Genomic DNA, 20,697 nt, shown 5'->3' with positions numbered 1-20,697 from the left:
TGTTAGCGACTTCGTAAGTCATTAAATTCTGCGGACTATCGTCTCATGTACCAATTCTATGAAAAACACGCTGCTTACGATACTGACAACCTCATTTGTGCTGCTGCTTTTTGCCCAAACCGATGTATACCGTAAACCCGTATTCAACACAATAGCATTTTTACGACCCGGCAGTGTGGTCAAAATACCCATCGACCCCAAACGCTGGTATCAGGTCGTTAACACCACCAAAGGTCTCGATGCACTGTTTGATGGCGATACAACGAACGACGTCAATACCGGATATGGCAAACTTTTACCCAGCTTCGATGCGTACTACCCACTGCTGGAGGGTGAGCAGTTTAGCCTTGAGCAGGTTCTTTTCTACGATGGATCTGGTGAAAACACGGAACAACCCATGACCCTATCGATCGTAACGGAGCAGTGGGAACGCATACCTATTGCCCGGTTTATCGGGAATAAATACCAGACATGGGTTGGCCCTGACCCAGAGCAACCCACCCTATTTACCCTGAAAAAGCCCATCGGCAATGCCCGGTATCTGGTGTTGAACAGCTATGGTTTTTATCCAACCGAAATGAAATTGTACGGAACCTATCAGTCGGGGAAGGAACCAGATCTGGCTCCGCTACAACCGTCTCCTTTTCGGAATAAGGCAGGAATTAATGGCTTCGAGTGGAATATTGAAGATTCCGATGCGCCTACCGCTTTGCGCCCCGTTGATGAGAAACGGATTGAAGCGATAAAAAGCTTTTCGTCTTTTCGTCATTATATGGACTGGGATAAGCTGGAAGCGCGGCAGGGCAGCTATACATTCAATCCTACCTTCAGTGGCAGTTGGGATTACGACGCTATGTACGAACGACTCAAAGCGGAAAACATCGATGTACTGGCGTGCTTTCAAACACTGCCCAAATGGATGGAAGAAACCTATCCGGAAGGAGGGCGCGATTATAGCAATGTGCCGGCAAAGTACGGAGCCGATCGCTCCGCTCCCGGCTCCTACCTCGAACACGCCCGGATAGGTTTCCAGTACATTGCCCGCTACGGCTACAATAAACGCGTTAACCCAGCTTTGTTAAGTGTCAGTTCAGAAAAAACCTGGGCGGGTGTAAACACCGTTAAGATTGGCCTGGGTCTGATTCGCTACATCGAATGTAACAACGAGCCGGACAAGACCTGGAAAGGGCGGAACGGCTACCAGTCGCCCCGCGAATACGCAGCGAACCTGTCGGCTTTTTACGATGGGCACAAAAATACCCTGGGTACCGGTGTAGGCGTAAAAAATGCCGACCCATTCGTTCAGGTTATCATTGGTGGCATTTCGGCGTCTACCACCGACTACGTGCGGGCTATGATCGACTGGTGTAAAGAGTTCAGGGGTTACCGCCCCGATGGGTCCATCAATCTCTGCTGGGATGTTATCAACCAGCATCTGTACGCCAATGATGTCCAGTCATCGCAAAATGGCGGAGCCAGTCGGGGAGCCGCGCCTGAACTGGCCGGGGTTGGCGAACAGGCCGCTGCCTTCGTGAAACTGTCCCGGCAATACGCTCAGGGAATGCCCGTCTGGATTACCGAAGCAGGATACGACATCAATCAGGGCAGTCCATTCCGTGCCATACCCATTGGCAACAAATCTGTCCTGGAAACCCAGGCCGACTGGATTCTGCGAACATCGTTGCTCTATAGCCGGGTTGGTATCGACCGGGTATTTTTCTTTCAGGCATACGATGGTAATGTTGCGGACCCTACTCAGTTCAGTTCGATGGGTTTATTGAACGACGATGCGACCAAAACGCGTAAACCAGCCGCCGACTATTTATATCAGGCCAAGAATCTGCTGGGTGATTATCGGTACAAGGAAACCATCAAACCCACTAACGGCCCCAATGATCTACTTGTTGACCGGTACGAACTGGATGGCCGGTCGGCTTATGTGTTAATTATACCAGATGAACGGGGCCGCACGGACACGTATAGTTTAGCCGTCAATCCGGGCGATAGCCTGATGGTTTGCGTACCAACCGCCGGGCAGAATGAAATGACGCGTACGGTAAAAGTGAGTCAAACAGGTACGGTTACCGTAAACGTGAGTGAAAAACCGGTGTTCGTTATGCCTTTGACAAGGTCCGGCAGCGAATTAGCCGACGACTTAAGCACGCTGCAGGTGTATCCGAATCCAGTGGCCGAGTATATAGAACTAGTTGTTGAAAATGGCAGTTTGAATCCGGTATTGGCCCGTATTGTCAGTAGTGCCGGACGGCAGTACCAGCAGGTAAGTTTTTCAAAGACAGGACGGGTGTTACGCACGCAAATAGACGTAAGTTTACTCCCTGCCGGTACTTACCTGCTGGATGTACGCCAGGGTCAGGCACGAGTTGTAAAAAAAATCGCTAAACCCCGGTGAAGCAGGGAACGGAAGTCCATTCGTCCAGGAAGCTAACCCCGTAGAGCATCTACATGAGTAATACAAAACAAGCGATGAACGGGGGGAAATGGATCACCGTTTCCACCGTCATCTCGACCTTATTTCAGTTTGTGCAGGTAGCGGTACTGGCCCGTTTACTAAACCCCGCCGATTTTGGCCTCGTCAGTGTTAGTAGTCTTATCATTGCCTTTTTTCAGGTGTTCGCAAACCTGGGGTTCTCCAACTCAATTATTTACAAACAGGAAAGTGATCGGAATGTATTATCGACACTGTATTACTTAAACCTGGCTGTTGGGGTACTTATTTTTATTCTCATCCACCTGACAGCACCCTACATCATTTCGTTCTACCACGAACCGAAACTGGCACAGGTACTCGATCTATCGTCTTATTATTTTCTGATTGCCTACTTCGGTCAGATATACATGTTTCTGCTGGAGAAAGAACTCAGGTTCAAGTCGGTAGCCATCATTGATATAACCGGAACCGTGATGGGCTCCATCGTGACCGTAACACTGGCGTTTAATGACTATCATGAGTTATCGCTTATTATTGGTGCGCTGGTGATGCAAACGGTGAAATCGGCATTACAGATAACCTTTGGGTTTCGCTTCTTTGTGCCCCGGCTGTTTTTCAACATCAATAACATTAAAGAACACCTTCGCTTCGGTATTTATAATATGGGCGATGGTTTTTTGGGCTACATCCAGTCCAACACCGACAATATTTTTCTGGGGGGCATGCTGGGGGTAAAAATGCTGGGCTACTACACCATTGCCTACCAACTCTGCGTGTTCCCTATCATGAAGCTGAACCCAATAATTTTGCAGGTTGCTTACCCGATTTTAGCCAGAATGAAGGAAAATACGGCTGACCTGAAGAAATCTTACCTGAAGATTCTGGACTTCATCAGCTATTGTAATCTACCCCTGCTGGCGGGGCTATTCATTACAGCAGGTGGCGTTGTGCCCCTTATTTACGGTCCCGGCTGGGAACAGACAACGGAGCTGATCCGGATTTTCGTGTTCGTTGGTATCTTCATCTGTTTGAGCCACCCTCTCTATACGATAGCGTTCACCAAGGGAAAACCAAACCTGCTGTTTTACCTGAATCTGGGCACATTAATCGTGAAAGTACCCCTCGTGTACGTACTCGGGACGTACTGGGGTATTACGGGCATCGCGACGGCCTTCCTGCTGACTACGTTCCTGAACATGGTCGTCAACTTTGGTATGGTGCATTACCTGATTGGCGACTTTGTGGGGGACTTCTCCCGAAACATCGCCAAACCAATTATCTTTTGTCTGATTATGGTTGGCCTCATCAGTTTGTATAAGCTGTTTGTAGGTGAATCCGGTCTATTGAATGTGCTGGCAGAAATCGGTATTGGTGGGGCTGCCTATCTCCTGCTCACCTTAACGTACAAGCTCTCCTACGCCGAAATAAATGCTTACCGACAGGGAGTACTGTAGTCCTGCCGGTAAGCAGGTATGGATGCTGTTTCGCCTTAAGCGTTATCCAGGGCCCGTTGCAGGACGCGGGCAAAGACAACGTCATTGGGAGGCAGTAGCATGGTAGCATGGTCGCCGGCAACGTCGTGGACCCGAACGCCCCCGGCTGCATAGTCTTTCCAGCCCAGGTAGTGAAAATCGTCGATGAAATACAAACGGGAAGTAGCTCTGAACAAATCAATGGTACCAGTATAGGGACGGAGCACATAATTTTGAAACGCGGTTTCGTGTTTTTCCATCAGATAGACCAGATGGGCTGGCTCATCGTTCGTTTCGGCTTTCCGGTCTACCCCCACTATGCGCAGCAACGCATTCATGCGCGTACACAAAACCTCCCACTGGTAGGCAATGGTGACCATAGGACGCTTGATCAGCGATTGCCCAATCCAGACCAGTTTGGGCAATTGTCGGCCTATCTTCCAGATAACCCTACCCATTACGGTGTGGTGATTGATCAGGGCACGGGCATCCGTATCAAACATAGCCAGCATTTTTATCTCTTTCCCCATGGCCGTTAGCTGTTGGGCCATTTCGTAGGCTACATAGCCCCCAAATGAGTAACCGGCAATAGCATAAGGTCCCGTTGGATTATGTTCGAGTACCTCGGCAATGTAGTGGGCAGCAATGTCTTCCATCTTGTCCAGGGGCTCTTCTGTACCGTCCAGCCCCTTTGCCTGCAACCCGTAAATGGGTTGATCCGGATCCGTATGCGCTACCAGTCCACTAAAATTCAGCAGGTTAAGACCAATTCCATGGATAATATAAACGGGCACTTTACCGCCTTCCGGCTTGATGGGTACGAGTGATTTGCTGGTGGCTGGTTTTTGGCTTTCCTCTACCAACTCGGCCAGTTTCCGAATAGTAGGAAACTCGAAAAGTGTGGAGAGCGGCAATCGGCGCCCCGTTACTTTTTCAAGCCGGGTCATTACCTGGACAGCATTCAGCGAATGCCCGCCGATGTCAAAAAAGTTTTCATCGATGTCAATGGTATCGAGATCGAATACATCAATCCAGATGGATGCCAGTAAGAGTTCTGCTTTTGTTTGGGGATGAGCCGCCTGCTGCTGGGTCTGAACGCGGGTGCCAGGCCGGGGTAGTGCTTTTTTATCGATTTTTCCGTTCGGTGTAACGGGCAGTGCTTCCAGCAAGACAAAATTATTGGGCAGCATATAATCGGGCAGCATCTGCCGAATGCCCTGTCGCCACAACCCAATCTGAGTTTCCTGATCACTAATATACTGACTGGGAACGATGTAAGCCACCAGCCGCTGGTCGCCCGGTGTGTCTTCCCGGGCGATAACAACCGCATTTTTCACGCCCGCCTGCTTCAGCAGATGGTGTTCAATTTCGGCCACTTCAATCCGGTGGCCCCGGATTTTTACCTGCTGGTCAATGCGGCCTAAATAATGAATGGCCCCGCTGGCATCAAACCGCCCCAGGTCTCCGGTCCGGTAAAGCCGGACCGATTCGCCATCAGCAAGGGGGAAATCAATGAATTTTTCGGCTGTTAGCTGAGCCTGGTTCAGGTACCCTTTGGCCAGACCCACACCCGCAATACCAATCTCGCCCGCCTTACCGGGTGGCAGCGCCCGTAACTGCTCATCCAGTATATACACCTGGGTATTATCAATTGGCCGACCAATGGTAATAGACTCATCGGTGGGAAAAATCTGAATCCCCGTGGCGTAGATGGTAGTTTCGGTAGGCCCGTAAAAATTCCACAGGGATTGGCACGATTCCATCAGCTTCCGGGCCAGATCCATGGGCAGGGCTTCGGCGCAGGAGATAACAACCAGCTCTTTGCTACCCCGCCAGCCCGCTTCCCACAGCATACGCAGCGTTGCCGGGGTAGCCTGAAGAAAGGTGACCCCCTGAGAAACGATCAAATCGGCCAGTTGCTCGCCATTCCGGCTCGTCGCATTATCGACCAGAATCAATTCGGCACCCGTTAGCAAAGGCGTATAAATTTCTACCGTGGCCAGATCAAACGTAACCGTAGCCAGCGCCATTGTTTTGTCGGCCGGAAGCAGACCCGGTTTTTTCTGTACGCTCAGCAGCACGTTAACCACGCCCTTATGCATGGTTTGTACCCCCTTGGGCCGACCGGTGGTTCCCGATGTGTACAGTACATACATCAGATCATTACCGGAAGAGGGTACAGGCGGATCGGCAGTTGGGTAGTCTGTCAGCGTGGGCCAGACGGTTTCGATAACAACTTCGCGCTGGGGTGATTTGAACCGGCCCTGCTGCGAGCGCGACACGACCAGAATCTGGCAGTCCGAATCGTCCAAGATAAACTCGATACGGTCGGTCGGGTGTAGTGGATCGAGGGGTACGTAGGCGGCACCGGTTTTAAGAATGGCCAGCATGGTTACCAGCAACTCAAGCGACCGTTCGACAGCCATACCAATGCGCTGACCGGGCTTTACACCCTGCTCTATCAACAGGTAAGCAAACTGACTGGCTTTTTCATTCAGCGCCTGATACGTCAGGGTGCCACTCCCAAACCGGACAGCTGTGTTGTTGGGAAATTTACGCGCGGTTTCGCTGAAAAGGACATGCAGGGACTTCTCCGCCGGAAAATCAACCCGGGTATTATTCCAGGGTGTATCCAGTTGGTGTGTCGTTTGGCTACTCCTCATCGGAATGTCGCCCAGACGAACAGTCGGAGAGTCGATAATATGCGTTAGTATCTGTTCAAACTGCTCGTGGATCGTGCGTATCGTTTCAGCCTTGAATAACTGGGTATTGTACGACCACTCCAGCACCAGCTTCTGCTCCGACCCACTGGCATTCAGCGATAATTCGAAGGTTTCAAAGGCTCTTGGATTGCTGATAAGCTGATAGTCAAGTCCATAAAACGTAACGCCGTTATCCAGACCAATGTCAACGTTAAATACTACGGGTACTAAGGGAAGCCTCGCTATGTCCCGCTTGATGGGTAATTTTTTCAGCAACCGGCCAAATGTTAACCGCTGGTGCTCCAGCGCGTCTAACATCCCTAGTTTTCGCTCACCCAGAAATGCCAGAAAAGTCTTATCCCCTGTGGGCTGACTCCGTAAAGGCAGCAAATTAACACAATGCCCTACCAGGCCCGCCATGCCCGTTGCCGACTGCCCGGCCGCGGGTAGCCCCAGCACAATGTCTGTCTGATCAGTCAGCCGATGCAGCAGTACTTCAAAGGCGGCCATCAGTGTAGTAACAAAACTACATCCTGCCTTGATACCCACACCTTTAATACCCTGCACCAGGGAATCTGCTAACAGAAAATCCAGCCGGTTACCAGCATACGAACGAATACGTGGTCGGGTAAAGTCGGTTGGCAAATCCAGCAACGGCACTGAATCCTGGTATTGTCTAAGCCAGAACTGCTCAATTTCTCGGTACTCGGCACTGGCCATATACGCCTGTTCCTCAAGCGCATACTCCAGTAGCGAGGGAGCTGCCACCATGGTGGGCGTACGATTCCGGGCATAAGCTGAATAAAGAACGCTCAGGTCATGCAGGATAATCCCAACCGACCAACCGTCGCAAACGATATGATGTGCCGTTAGAGTGAAATGATGTACCGTGTCCGACAATCGGATCAGGCTTGCCTTAATCAACGGCCCGTATGTCAGGTCGAACAAATGATGCGCATCCTGCCGGGCGTATTCCTGAACACATTCCTCCTGCTCAGGACCAGGCCGACCAGAACAGTCTATCCAATCAACCGGAACGGACACGTCCTGAAAAACCACCATTTGGCGCCCATCTGCACTAAAGGCCGTGCGTAATCCTTCGTGCCTGCGTACCAGTTCTTCAAACGCTTTCTCAAAGGCCTCCCGCTGGAGGAGTCCGGTAAGCCGAAGCGAACAGGACTCGTTGTAAGCGCGGTTAGCATCATCAGTACCAAGCTGGCAGGAGGTCCAGATTTCCGTTTGCGACTCTGTAGCGGGTGCCAGACTAAGGATGTCAGGACCGGCAAACGGATCGAAGTCAATCGCAATAAACTGTTCGTTTGTAGGGCTTTCCGTCATCCGTACTCAATTTAATTTAACCTGTAGGTATTTACCAGGCAGGGCAGGATTAGGAATAAACCAAGCCGGGTTCCCATCCACATCACGCCCTAATTTAGCGTCAGGGGCGGGTACATACCTCGAAAAATCCGCACCATTTTCGGGGAATTTAGCGTCCCTTGACATTTCCGTTCCAAAAAAACCAGTTTTTATCAGTTCCTGAATACTTTCCGTAAACTGAAAAATTATCATATCTATTTCATCGTGGGTATGGGCTTCGGTCAAAAAGCAGGGAAAACCATCCCAGATATGGATGCCTTTGTCCCGCATTAAGGTAAATAACAGCTCTCCGTAAACGACTTCCTCAGTAAATTTTATTTTCCAGAGTGAGCCAAAATGAACAGCCACCAGCGGCAGTTTCCACTGCGAAAGCACCGCATTAAGTTCATTGGCAAGCCGGGTAGTTTTCCGGGTAAGGTCTTCCTGCAGTTGCGGTCCGCTCTCCTTCATATACGTCAGCGCAGCGCTGGCAGCTGCCAGTACCAGCGGATGCCGGACGAACGTACCCGCAAAATAGGTAACCCCCACTTCGGGCACGGAGGCATCGCCATACTGCCAGAAGCCTCCATCGAGCGCATCCATAAAAGCCCGTTTACCCGCAATAACCCCAATGGGCAGGCCCGCTCCCACTACTTTTCCGTAAGTGCCCAGGTCGGCTTTAATGCCAAACAGGGCCTGTGTTCCACCCGGATGGGATCGAAAACCGGTAATTACCTCGTCGAAAATCAGCACAGTGCCCGATGCTTCGGTTACCGTACGTACCTGTTTCAAAAAGTCGACGGGCACAAATTCGGGTCGGCGACTTTGCACCGGTTCCACCAGCACGGCGGCCAGTTCATGCGCCCGTTCACGAATAATCTGGAGGCTTTCGTCGGTACCGTAGTCCAGAATCAGCATATTCTGCACCGATTCGGGCATAATACCGGGGGCCGCCGGAAATGACTTCAGTTTTTTAGTACCTCTAACCACCACTTCATCCACGATGCCGTGGTATGAGCCGGAGAACGCCACGATCAACGACCGCCCCGTTACGGTTCGGGCTATCCGCATGGCACCCAGCACCGCTTCGGAACCCGTATTGCACAGGGCAGCCCGGTCGGCGCCGGTCAGTTCGCAAATGAGCTGACTCACTTCGCCCGCCAGTTCGTGCTGTGGCCCCACCTCAAAACCCAGTTCAATCTGGGCGTGTAGGGTTTCTTTCAACCAGTCGGGCTGGTAGCCAAACATGTTTGAACCGAAGCCATTCAGGGCATCGATGTACTCGTTACCGTCAATGTCCCAAAGATGACTCCCAGCCGACCGGTTCACAACCAGCGGATAAACCAGTTCTTTCGTGTAGGGCCTAAAGCCCGAAACCACACGCGGGTCAGCCATCTGGGCACGGTGTTGTTGCGCGTAGGCTTTGCTCTTCGCGGTTTTCCGGTTATACCGTTCGGTTAGTTGCCGGATAAATTCCTGTTGGGTATCGCTCAATGTCGAAGCCTGCCGATCAATGCGAGCCGTTGCCCCGAACGGTTTTTTAAGTTCAACCGTCTCTTCCGGCGTCAGGTCTGCCGTATCCGACACGGTATGGCCATTTGAACGGCTTTTCAGTACGCCATTTACCGGAGTAACGGGTACTGTGACCGGAGGGGTCGGTAACGGGGCCGGTACATTACCCGCCTGTAGCAGTTCAATCTGCTTAGCCAGTAACTGCATTTGCTGAGCTATCAGGTCCAGTGTCGGATTGATAGTCATTGTGGCTGGTTGCGTAACAGGTGCGACATACTGGACATGTACGGGAGTCTGCACGGGTTGCTGAAGCTCGGCCGGGAGTATCTGATCGAGGTAGCCGGCCAACTGCTCAGGCGAGGTATAGTCACTTGTTAGTTGCCGAAATGTAATGGGTACCCCAAATTCTTTTTTGAGTGTCAGGGCTACTTGTGTTAACAGGAGCGAATCCAGCCCGATTTCAAGAAAACTGGTATTAGGTGCTACGCCATCCATCTCAATCCCGGAAGCCTCTTCCAGCAATTGACTTACCGTATGGATCAATTTATCTTTTCGCATGGGTGTTGGTGTGTTCTGATCAGGCACTATGACTTCCTGTGGCATCAGTCCGAGTGCTGAATTTAATGAATGTGCCGTTACCACCGGATTAAAATTAACTTCCCGGTCTGGTAACGAAGGACTGGATGTCCCCTGGTCTTGACTAACCGAGTCAATCCTAACCGGGTCAAGCCAGCATCTTTTTTTGCTGAAGGCATAGGTAGGCACCTGCACCTTTTTGCGTTGCTGACCCGCGTAAAATCCAGCCCAGTCCGGGTCTATTCCGTTCTGGTACAATAATCCAAGTGTGTTTAGTACTGACTGACAGTCTGCTTTCCAATCGGGCAGATCAGGCATACCGGCCAGTACCGTTATCGGTTTCTTGCCCGCCTGTTGCCGGGCCAGTGTGGCCATAACGCGCCCCGGCCCTACTTCCAGCAGGAGTGGATGCCCCAGGGAAAAAATAGTATCCAGTGCGTCCAAAAAGCGTACCGTATCGCGTAGATGCTTCGCCCAGTAATGCGGGTCGGTAGCCTGGGCATCGGTCATCCAGGTACCACTTACGGTCGAGACAACCGGCTTTTGGGGGCGATTTAGTTTAATTCCTGCTACTACCTCCGCAAACCCGGACACGATAGGGTCCATCATGGCCGAGTGAAAGGCATGACTAGTCGAGAGCGGTTGATTAGGAATTCCCTGTTCGTCCAGCAGGCGCGCAAAATCGGCAATGTGCTCGTCAGGTCCTGCTACTACGCACAATGTATGGCTATTGATGGCCGCCATCGAAAGTCCGGGAGTCATCAGTGTAGCAACCCGTTCAGCCGCCATCCTGACCGACAGCATGCTACCCCGTGGTTGTTCACTCACCAGCCTCCCGCGAGCGGCTATCAGGGTCAGCGCATCTAACAGGGAGAAAACACCTGCCAGGTGGGCCGCCACAAACTCACCAATGCTGTGTCCGCAGAATAGGGTTGGCTGGATGCCCCAACTCATCCACAACTGAGCCAGTGCATATTCCGTCACGAACAGCGCAGGCTGCGTATAGCGCGTATTTTTCAGTCGCTGTTCTGCTTCCGAATCCACCGTTTCCGGGTACATGACCCGACGGATATCAATATCCATGTAGGGGAGCAACTGCTCGGCGCAGGCATCAACAGCCTGCCGGAATACCGCTTCATGCGCATACAGCCCACGCCCCATGTTCAGGTACTGCGCGCCCTGGCCCGGAAACAGGAAGGCTACCTCATCGGGTCGGCTCCCGGTTTTCAGGGCCGGTGAGGTTCCTTTTTCGGTCGATAGTTTATCCTGTAGTTCCGTTAGCGTGGATGCTACCACAAACTGACGGTGCATAAACGGGGCGCGGGTCGTTTGTATGGTAAAGGCACTATCAGCCAGATTCGATTCAGGCATCTCTCCGGCATAACCAGCCAGATGCTGCGCGTAAGCATCCAGACTATCGGCTGATTTTGCCGACCACGTAACCAGCTGGACCGGCCTCCCGGCGCTGGCAATATATTCCGGGTTGATAAACTCCTCCAGTACTACGTGCACATTAGTCCCGCCCACGCCGAATGAACTCACCCCTGCCCGGCGTGGCTGTTCGGTTTGCCAGTCGGTCAACCGGGTGTTGACAAAAAACGGACTATTGGTAAAGTCAATAGCCGGGTTTGGGGTCGAAAAATTGATTGACGGAGGAATCTGCCGGTGATACAGTGCCAGAGTAGCCTTGATCAGTCCAGCCACACCAGCCGCCTGCGTCAGGTGCCCCATATTACTCTTGATGGAGCCAATGGCACAGTATTGTTTTTCGGGTTGTTCACCAAAGGCCTGAATCAGTCCGTCAATTTCAATCGGATCACCCAGGGGCGTGGCAGTGCCGTGCGCTTCTACGTAGCTGATCGTCGCGGGGTCGACCTGCGCGTCGGCTATCGCCATCGCAATGGCCCCCGCCTGCCCTTCCGCACTGGGAGCCGTAAAACTCCCTTTACCACCTCCATCATTATTGACCCCAACCCCTTTGATAACGGCGTAAATCGTATCGCCATCCCGCTCGGCAGCTACCCGGCTTTTCAGCAGAACAACGCCGGCGCCATCACTAAAAACGGTACCCCGGGCATCGGCATCGAACGACCGGCAATGTCCGTCCTGACTCAGCATGGCCCCTTCCTGATACAGATGACCACTATTTACGGGCGTTGTTATGCTGGCTCCTCCCGCTAGCGCAACCTCACACTGACCACTCCGAATACTCTGCACTGCCTGAGCAATAGCCAGTAGCGAGGTGGAACAAGCCGAATATACACTCACGGCCGGACCTTTCAGATTCAACTGGTACGCCGTTCGGGAAGCGATGTAATCCTTTTCGTTCAGGGTCATTACCTGGAAAGCACCAACCTGGTCGATCAGGTCTTTGTGCCCCGGTATGTTATGCTGGTAATACGTATTATTGCCGCACCCGGCAAATACCCCCACCCGACCGGCATACTGCTGCGGAAGATACCCCGTTTGCTCTAGGGCTTCCCAGGCAATTTCCAGAAAGACGCGCTGCTGTGGGTCCATGAGCTGAGCTACTTTGGGTGATAGCCCGAAAAAGTGCGCATCAAACTGGTCGACCTGGTCGATTACACCCCGCGCTTTCACGTAGAGCGGATCATTTTTAAGACTGGCCGGTATAGAAGCATCTAAGTCGCTATCCGAAAAAAAGCGGGTTGTTTCTCTGCCTTCTTTCAGCAAATCCCACAACGCGTCTATGCTACTGGCACCCGGAAAACGCCCCGCCATACCAATTACGGCCACGTCTGCGTTCGGGGAAGCGTGTCCTTCGTTTTCGGGTTGATTTCGTGTCGCTATCTGGGCTGAATGGCCTTGTCCTGACCCTTTGGGGGGCTGTATATAATCAGCCAGGGTTGCAATGGTCGGGTATTGGTATAATTTAATGACGGGAAGGATATGCTGGTGTTTCTTCAGGGCCGCTGCCGTTTTCTGCGCTAGTAGTGAATTACCCCCTAGTTCAAAAAAATTATCATCCAGCCCCACCCTATCAATCTGAAGCATACTGCACCATATCCGGGCCAGGGCCTGTTCAATTTCTGTTCGGGGTTTACGATAGGCAACTATTAACTCCGGCCGTTTCCGATCCGGTTCGGGCAGCCGTTTCTTGTCAACTTTCCCGCTGCTGGTTTTGGGAAGTTCGTCCAGCCAGACGAAAATCGACGGCATCATATAATCGGGTAATTTCTGGTCGAGCTGAGTACGAAAGTCAGCTTGTGGCGGGGTCCCTTCTACCGGCACGATGTACGCTACCAGTTGTTTCTGACCATCGGTTCCGCTGTGAGCCACCACCACCGCCTGACTGACGGCCGGTAGCTGGCTAATGACCACTTCTACCTCACCCAGTTCCACCCGATGCCCCCGAATTTTCACCTGATCGTCGCGACGGCCTGAAAACTCGATGCTACCATCGGGCAGCACCCGGCCCAGATCACCGGTTCGATATACCCGTACTGGACTACCGGTGGCCGACGGTAGCTCAATAAATTTCTCATTTGTCAGTACAGGATTGTTGAGATACCCTTCGGCCAGGCAAGCCCCGCCAAAGCAGAGTTCACCCGTCTGCCCGTCGGGCAAGGGACTCAGATTTTCATCCACCACCAGTAAACTAACGTTGTCAATCGGATAACCGATGGTGGGTAAAGGTGGCCAGGATGCCGGATTACCGGACAGGATTAGCTGGGTAATAACGTGGCATTCCGTAGGGCCATATTGATTGAACAGCAGGCACTGGGGCAGAGCCGAAAAGAACGCGGCAATCTGAGGTGTAATTTTCAACTGTTCGCCAGCGGTCATCACCTCGTGCAAACCAGCCGGAAAACATTGGGTATTCACCGCCATTTCTGCCAGGTACTGTAGGGCTACAAACGGCAGAAATAACCGATTAATCGCCTGTTCGTCAATAAACTGCAACAGCGCATTTAGGTCCAGCCGCAAAGTTTCGTCTACCAGCACCAGCGTTCCGCCCGTTGTCAGAGTAGTAAAAATCTCCTGGAACGAAACATCGAAACTCAACGGAGCCAGTTGAAGCGTTCGGGTGGCAATACCTGCTTTTGAGTGCTTTTCCTGCCATTGCAGTAGATTGATAAGGGGGCTATGCCCCATGCAGACGCCCTTCGGCTTCCCGGTCGAACCGGACGTATATAACACGTAAGCCGTACTGGTTTGATGGGCAACCGATTGGGGAGGTGAATAAACCGGTGTCTGATCCGACCCGATGACCCGAAGCCCCAACCGATTAAGCAGTGGTTCATCGGCTTCAGCAGCCAGGCAGGTTTTAAGGTCCGAATCGGCAATGATCTGCTGTAAACGCAGGTCAGGATACGCAGGATCGAGCGGCAGGTAGGCTTTACCGGCTTTCAAAATAGCCAGTACGCCAACAATCATCGCCAGATTACGGGTGGTACTCACCCCAATCCACTCAGCATCCGGGTTGGTAAACAGGATTGCCTGGGCGAGCATATCTGCCCGATCATTGAGTTGCTGGTACGTCAGTTCCTGATTAGCAAACCGCACAGCAACCCGGTCCTTATTCCCAGATACGACCTGCTCAACAAGCTGCTGGAGGGTAACATTCAGCCTGCTATATACGTCTTTACAGCCATCCATACCATTGCTCGGTCAAGTACCAATAATTATCCGGTTCACAGTCAAATTTCCTGATTGAAGTCAGGTCCAATCCATATCGCTTTTCTTTAAATGAGCCAGGAAACCAGTCCTGTTGGTTTAGCGGCCACTGGAATACTTTATGCTCCGGCTGGGCGACCGCGCCGGGTCGGTCGGAAATCGCATGGTATCTCCCCGCCCCGGCACATCGACATAGTTTCCTTCAACGCGGTTCAATACCGTCAATATGGGTTGGTTCGTTACCCGTTCATACATGCTCAGGAGTTGCTTTTCAGCCCTCGCCCAGGGGCTGTTTGCATCGACCACCAACAGGGATAACGCACTGTTTTTGAGCAGATAAACAGGAATCTGATTATTGATCAGTGCAGGCAACTCAAGAATCACCCGATCATACTGAGTGGTATCCAGCCCCTGGTTGTAATCAATGAGATACTCGATACCCGTCACGTTCATGAAATCGGGCCGAACCGTGTACGGAAAGTAGGTTACACCCTTCATGTATTCCCGCTGCTCATTACCCGTTTCTTTGGGATAGCAGTAAGCTACCTGCTGGTCAGCGTTTTCATACAACTGAATCAACCCTTTGGCCACCCATGATTTCCCCTGCCGGGAACGAATACTAAACAGGGTGATAACCGGGGGGTAAGGTTTGGTTGAATTTTGGGTAACTTCAATATTAATGGCGTTGAAGAGTTGCTCAAACATACTCCGGGCTGCCAGGCTGGCTTTTGTAAAAACCGTCGGTTTCTTGACGGTTGGAAACAGAGCTACTACGGGCATACCAATCATTGACTCCGCCTGTTCGGGCGATTGGATTCGTTTATCCAGCCAGAACCGCAGCGCCGTGAGCAACATGGCAATGAAGATCCCTACTCCCAGACCAATAAGTACTAACTGCAACCGTTTGGTAGGCTGAGGTTCTAAAGGGAAATCCGGCGCATCCAACACCTCCAGCGTTCCGCCAATGGCAACATCCTGTCGACGGGTTTGGGATTGGTCTACATTCTGAATCAGATCCAGGTACTCTTTTTCGGCAATGGAAAGGTTTCGGTTTAGCTGACGAAGCTGTGACCCTAACGGCCCATACTCGTTTGTTTTGGCTGCGAACTCATTCATCCGCTTCTGGTACAGTTCCAGCTTAGCGGCTGACTCTTCGTATTCCAGTGATTTCGTTAAGCGGTCATTGGCCATTGTCTGGGTAGGAATGGCATCAGCCGAATTGGCTGCGGCATCGTATTTTTCGGCACTAACCTTAAGTTCTTCGCCAGCCTGCGTTACGGCGGCCTGTAGTTGATTGATTACTGCTTTGGGCTGTCCATAAGCGCGGGCATTGGCTAGTTTGCTTTCGGCATCGGCCAGTTTCTTCTGTTTTTCGGTCAGATCGTTATTGGCCGCCCGGATGTTGCCCTGCTGCCCCATACGTTTGTTCAACGCTTCCAACGAAGCTCTGGCGGCATTTTTGCGCATCAGTTCCTGATTATATTCTCCGTTCAGGGCTTCGCGGGAAGAGGCTACATTACGGGCTTCCTCGTCGTAATCCAGTACCTGATGACGCTCGCTGAAAGCGCGCAGATTAGCTTCTGCCTGTGCTAGTTTTGTTTTTGCTTTTTCCAGTTTTGCTTCATAATACCCGATAACAGAGTTCGTCTCGGATGTTTTGAGGGTTGAGTACCGTTTGTTCAGGTTTTCGATGGCGTAATGCAGCGTTCGTTGCGAAACCGCCGGATCATCTGACTCATACTCCATCAACAATACGTCGTTGGTGTTTTTTCGGGCCATCGCTTTTATGTTATTGCCCAGTTGCTGAATAGAATAGTAGGAGTCCGATTTCAGCAACAACGTTTTTATGGGATTGTCGGTCGGTGTTTTAGCCAGGCTGTCCACTGTTCGGTGCAACAGGGCCGAATCAGCCGCAACGTAATACAGGTTTTCCCAACCGGGAGTAATGGCTTCGTGGAGTTTCTGAAAACCAGCCCGGCCCAACACAAGCGTATCGGGCTGCCGGAGACGAAGGTGATCGGTTAGTAGATTGATACCGATCTGGAGGAGTGTCTCCCGCGAATTAAGGGTTGTCAGGATATTATCGAACGCACTGGCCGAGCGGTCGGTGAAGCTATTTTGCCGGTCCGACAACAGGGAGTAGCGCGAAACAAGACCGGTATACAGCGTTGCCTGCGATTTATAGACCTTCTGTTCATTTCGGGTAACGTAAAAGGCCGTAGCGGCTGCGATAGCGGGAATAAGAATAAACCAGAGCAGATGCTGTTTTAGCAGGCGCAAAAAAACTTCGATTTTCATACCGTCTCCTCTTAATTACGTTTCAACCGTTGAATGGGCATTCCCATCAATGCTTCAAAGTAGCGAACATTTTTCAAAAAGTTACCTTTTGCCTGTTCTGATGCTGTCTTGGCCTGCACAAACCGGCTGGTTACGATGGCCATTGCTTCGGCCGTAATCTGCCCTTTCTGAATTTCCGTTTCAGCAACCCGAAGCGATGCCAGCGATGCCTGTTCGTCAATTAGTATTATTTTAAGAAGTTGCTGGGTAGTAATCATATCCTGATAGACGTTGATCAGTTCCCGCTTCAACTGTAGTTCAACCGTTTCTTTTTGCGCTAAAGCCGCCTTGTAATTGAAATTTGCCTGCCTGATCTGGTGTTTCCGGCCAAACAGTTCATACAACGGAAGGCGGACATCCAAACCAACCCGGTAGCCGTTGGCAATCTGGTTCAGGTTCCCGTTTTGCGCCTGAGGCCCCGACACAACGTTGGTAATAAGCCCCTGCGTACCCGTTGAGTAGTTACCAAAGCCAGACACGTTCTGCAATATCTGGACCTTAGCGATTTCCTGCGACTCATTCAGCGAATTGGCCACCTCGCCCTGATACCTGATTGCGGGAGAGTGCGTTACGGCAACCTTCATCAAATCCTCGAACGGGAGCAGTTGAACGGCAATATCCTGATTGATATCCAGGTACAGCGTATCGCCGGCCAGGCCAGATGATGCACCGAAAGAGACCAACCCCCTGGCACCCCGATTTTGACCAGCGCAAAGGGTAATCGAACCAATCGTAAACAGAAAGAAGAAACTTATCCGGTAAATAAACGATGTACTGGTACTAAATAAACGAATGCTCATTCTATAGAAATTTGCGGAAACCGTTCTGCTCCTGATCAAAATGTATCGTGTATCAATCGCCCGATTCTCCGCATCAGGCTAGTTAACGGTTTCATCCAGCGTTTTACTAGGCTAACCCAAACTTTTGACTATCCCGGTTCTGTTTTGTCACACAATATGGTCGGGGCAAAAATCCTGCCACCTACGGCAGCGGTGTATCGGCCGGACCAGTATGCGGTGTATGCATGAACCGTTTGAAGGCTTTGCGCATATTTAGTACAGCCCGCACAAAACTCATCAGCAATACGGGAATGAGCAATAATTCCCGAATACTCACCCGTTTCCACAGATACTTCGGTACCGAAATAACCAGACTAGCTATTAACACCAGCAGGAGTAGCAGTGGAATTTGCCACAGTATCGGGCTGGGGGTAAACAACCCAATAATTAACCCCAAAACTAATAAGCCCAGCAGGAGAATTTTTGGCAGAACGACGGCCTGAAGTACTTTAAAGCCACTGGCAAACTGCCCGGACAGTAGTTCGCGGATGCCCCGCCAGAAGTAGAATTTCAGAAATTGCCACTGGGCTGCTATCCAGCGGGTACGCTGGTTTTCAAATACGGCACGCTGCGCTACTTTCTCATCATAAATAAAAGCGTTCTCCAGGTAGGCAATGGTATGTCCACTCAGAACTACATTGGTTTCCAGTTCTTTATCATAGCCTCCCATTGTATGCTGCGTGGACATGGCGGCTTTCATCAACGCAGGTTCAAACGCCATGCCCGACCCAATGGTAGCCGACGACAGACCCAGTACCCGGGTCGCCTTCCTGAAGATGTGGTTGTTGATCTCTTCGCTGATGGCATCCAGAATGGCAACGCTGGTATTGATGTTCTTGGCTACCCGGTGGCCCTGAACGGCCCGCCACCCCTGATCGAATGCCCTGTTTATCCGGCTCAGAAAATCGGGAGCCATATGGTTATCTGCATCCGATACAACCAGTATTTCGTACTGCTCAAGCGGTAGTCGGGACAGTGCTGCGTTGATGGCTTTGGCAACGGTAGATGTTTCAAATGACACCTCCAGCACTTTTACGGGCATGGTAGCCAGTTTAAGCAGTGTTTGCGGCTGAAAAGAGTCGGCAATAACGATCAGATCAAACTGATCTGCCGGATAGGTTTGTTTCAGGTTTTCGGTTACGGAATCAACGATAACCGCGTCTTCTTTGTAGGCAGGAATCAGAACACCTATTTTTCTCACCCGAAGAGGTGGACGAGACTGGTCGGTATCATCGGCTTTTCCCAAGCGGCCCGCTATCGAAAACACGGCCCAGTAAAGAACATTTAAGGTAATGACAGCTAAGAAGGTACCGTAAATAAATAGCATCATATAGTATAATTGCCAACCGGATTTTTCTTACTCAACCGGAAAAATGAGCGCCTATAAACAACAGTTAGTAAAACGAGTGCGCTTCCGGGTAAGTTTCGCGGTTTCCCGGCAAAACGATTGAATCCCCTACCGCCTGATAAATTTCCAATGAATATAGGTCATTTCTACCCTTCAACGGATTTTTTCACACAGTTACTCTGCCGATACCCATAATTCTGTCCTTTCCCGGCGCAACCCAACTGTCGTTCTGTACGTATATGGGGGTATGCGCTACATCGTTGTTTTCGCTCAGCAGGAAATTGGCTACGCCGTGGGGTTCAATGACCCTACCGACGCGGTTGATTTTTTGTTCTGGGGTTATGAAGAATACGAGCTGTTGCCCCATGGCATTTTTGACGCGCTCACGGGCGAGGTGTACCCTTACGAACACCGGGGGGAGCCGGTGGCGGAAGTGGATGAAGAAACAATCAGTCGTACGGCCAGAGATTACCTGAAAGCGGCCATTCGGCAAACGACATAACCGATGTACGGCTTTGTCAGAAAAAAGAGGGCGTTCCTGTGTCGGAACGAGCGTCTACGCCAGTGTGAGCATTACCCGACTAGCCTGTCCCTCTCTTTAGCGAGAACCCTTTCGTCAAGCCAGACAATAAAGGCATCAGTCAGTTTCTAAACCCGTTCCTCCCCTACTTTCACCGCATCTTCCGACACGCCGTCTTTGGTGAGTTTACGAATATCATCGTTGGTGTCTTTCCGAATATTGCGCACGTTTACTTTCGCGGTTTCTACCTCCTGCTTTACCTTTTTGACCAGGTCGCGCCTGCGCTCTTCCTCAAAAAGCCGTCCGTAATACGTTGTAATGTCTGGTTAACCAGTTAGTTTATAGACAACAATTTACTGAAGCAACAGGCTCCCTGTTTCAACCCCATACAGCCTCTGTTCTCAACCGTACGGAGTTTTTTATCCGGATGTACCTGATTGAATCACAGGGCCTTCCTAGTGGCATACAGTTTAAAAAGAATGCAATATTCAGAATGAACAAGTTATCTAACCCAGATATAAACTTTGATCCATTTTTCACTTAAAAATAGCGACAATTTTTACATGAAAGCTACCGTAATAAATAGTATATTCGTTATGAAAAACCAAAAAAGTAATACTTTAACTTCATATAATCTAATGAAAATAATAAACTATTATGGTACACTCACTACTTATTCTATGGGCAATTTTGCCAGGATGTACCCACCCTGATGCACAAGACGTGAGACCACCATCCGTGGAATCATACACGTTGCATAACTTACCCGCCCACGCATACTCTCCTACGTCAACATCAACCATTCTCACGTCGGGAAGTACATGGCAGTACCTGGTCACAGCGGGTAATCCCGCTTCGGACTGGAAAAGCAATCCTGGTTATGATGACACGAACCCACCCTGGTACGGCGGGCCATCCCCCCTGGGCTACGGCGGTCAGGGTGCCAGT

At 51.1% G+C, this 20,697-nt stretch carries 9 protein-coding genes and 1 pseudogene; 4 read left to right on the top strand and 6 right to left on the bottom strand.

Going from position 1 to position 20,697, the window contains the following annotated elements:
• The first annotated feature begins 58 nt into the window (after nt 1–58).
• Together B157_RS0121270 and B157_RS0121265 are read left to right on the top strand one after the other, a co-directional pair.
• Nucleotides 59–2,410, top strand: a complete 2,352-nt coding sequence (locus B157_RS0121270) for a T9SS type A sorting domain-containing protein (protein WP_020605329.1) — start codon at nt 59–61, stop codon at nt 2,408–2,410.
• Between the two features lie 53 nt (nt 2,411–2,463).
• Nucleotides 2,464–3,903 carry an MOP flippase family protein gene (locus B157_RS0121265; RefSeq protein WP_026308864.1) on the top strand — a complete coding sequence of 480 codons (1,440 nt, stop codon included), beginning with the start codon at nt 2,464–2,466 and terminating at the stop codon, nt 3,901–3,903.
• Nucleotides 3,904–3,938: 35 nt separating this feature from the next.
• On the opposite strand, the gene B157_RS0121260 is transcribed toward B157_RS0121265, so the two are convergent.
• The 5 genes from B157_RS0121260 to B157_RS0121240 form a co-directional block, all read right to left on the bottom strand.
• Entirely contained in the window at nt 3,939–7,961 is a 4,023-nt protein-coding gene (locus B157_RS0121260) for a non-ribosomal peptide synthetase (RefSeq protein WP_020605327.1), read from the bottom strand.
• A 6-nt stretch (nt 7,962–7,967) separates the two neighbouring features.
• Nucleotides 7,968–14,687, bottom strand: a complete 6,720-nt coding sequence (locus tag B157_RS0121255) for a type I polyketide synthase (RefSeq protein WP_020605326.1) — start codon at nt 14,685–14,687, stop codon at nt 7,968–7,970.
• Nucleotides 14,688–14,804: 117 nt separating this feature from the next.
• A complete protein-coding gene (locus B157_RS0121250; protein WP_020605325.1) occupies nt 14,805–17,003 on the bottom strand; it encodes a GumC family protein in 2,199 nt (732 codons plus the stop codon).
• Nucleotides 17,004–17,014: 11 nt separating this feature from the next.
• Nucleotides 17,015–17,842: a TolC family protein gene (locus B157_RS0121245; protein ID WP_020605324.1), complete on the bottom strand. Its 828-nt coding sequence runs from the start codon at nt 17,840–17,842 to the stop codon at nt 17,015–17,017.
• A 181-nt stretch (nt 17,843–18,023) separates the two neighbouring features.
• Nucleotides 18,024–19,211, bottom strand: coding sequence for a glycosyltransferase family 2 protein (locus tag B157_RS0121240; RefSeq protein WP_020605323.1), 1,188 nt, complete (start codon nt 19,209–19,211; stop codon nt 18,024–18,026).
• A gap of 265 nt (nt 19,212–19,476) precedes the next feature.
• Here B157_RS0121240 and B157_RS0121235 point away from each other — a divergent pair, with 265 nt between their 5' ends.
• Nucleotides 19,477–19,731 carry a hypothetical protein gene (locus B157_RS0121235; RefSeq protein ID WP_020605322.1) on the top strand — a complete coding sequence of 85 codons (255 nt, stop codon included), beginning with the start codon at nt 19,477–19,479 and terminating at the stop codon, nt 19,729–19,731.
• A gap of 71 nt (nt 19,732–19,802) precedes the next feature.
• Here the strand turns inward: B157_RS0121235 and B157_RS35845 are convergent.
• Nucleotides 19,803–20,039 (bottom strand): annotated as a pseudogene (locus tag B157_RS35845) (ribosome recycling factor); the annotation flags it as partial.
• Nucleotides 20,040–20,487: 448 nt separating this feature from the next.
• Here B157_RS35845 and B157_RS35840 point away from each other — a divergent pair.
• The coding region (locus B157_RS35840; protein WP_157618529.1) for a hypothetical protein at nt 20,488–20,697 on the top strand (210 nt) is incomplete at its 3' end.

Source organism: Spirosoma spitsbergense DSM 19989, from assembly GCF_000374085.1.
GTDB classification, from domain to species: domain Bacteria; phylum Bacteroidota; class Bacteroidia; order Cytophagales; family Spirosomataceae; genus Spirosoma; species Spirosoma spitsbergense.
The sequence above is the reverse complement of the archived record's forward strand: the minus strand, read 5'-3'. Positions and strand labels throughout refer to the sequence as shown.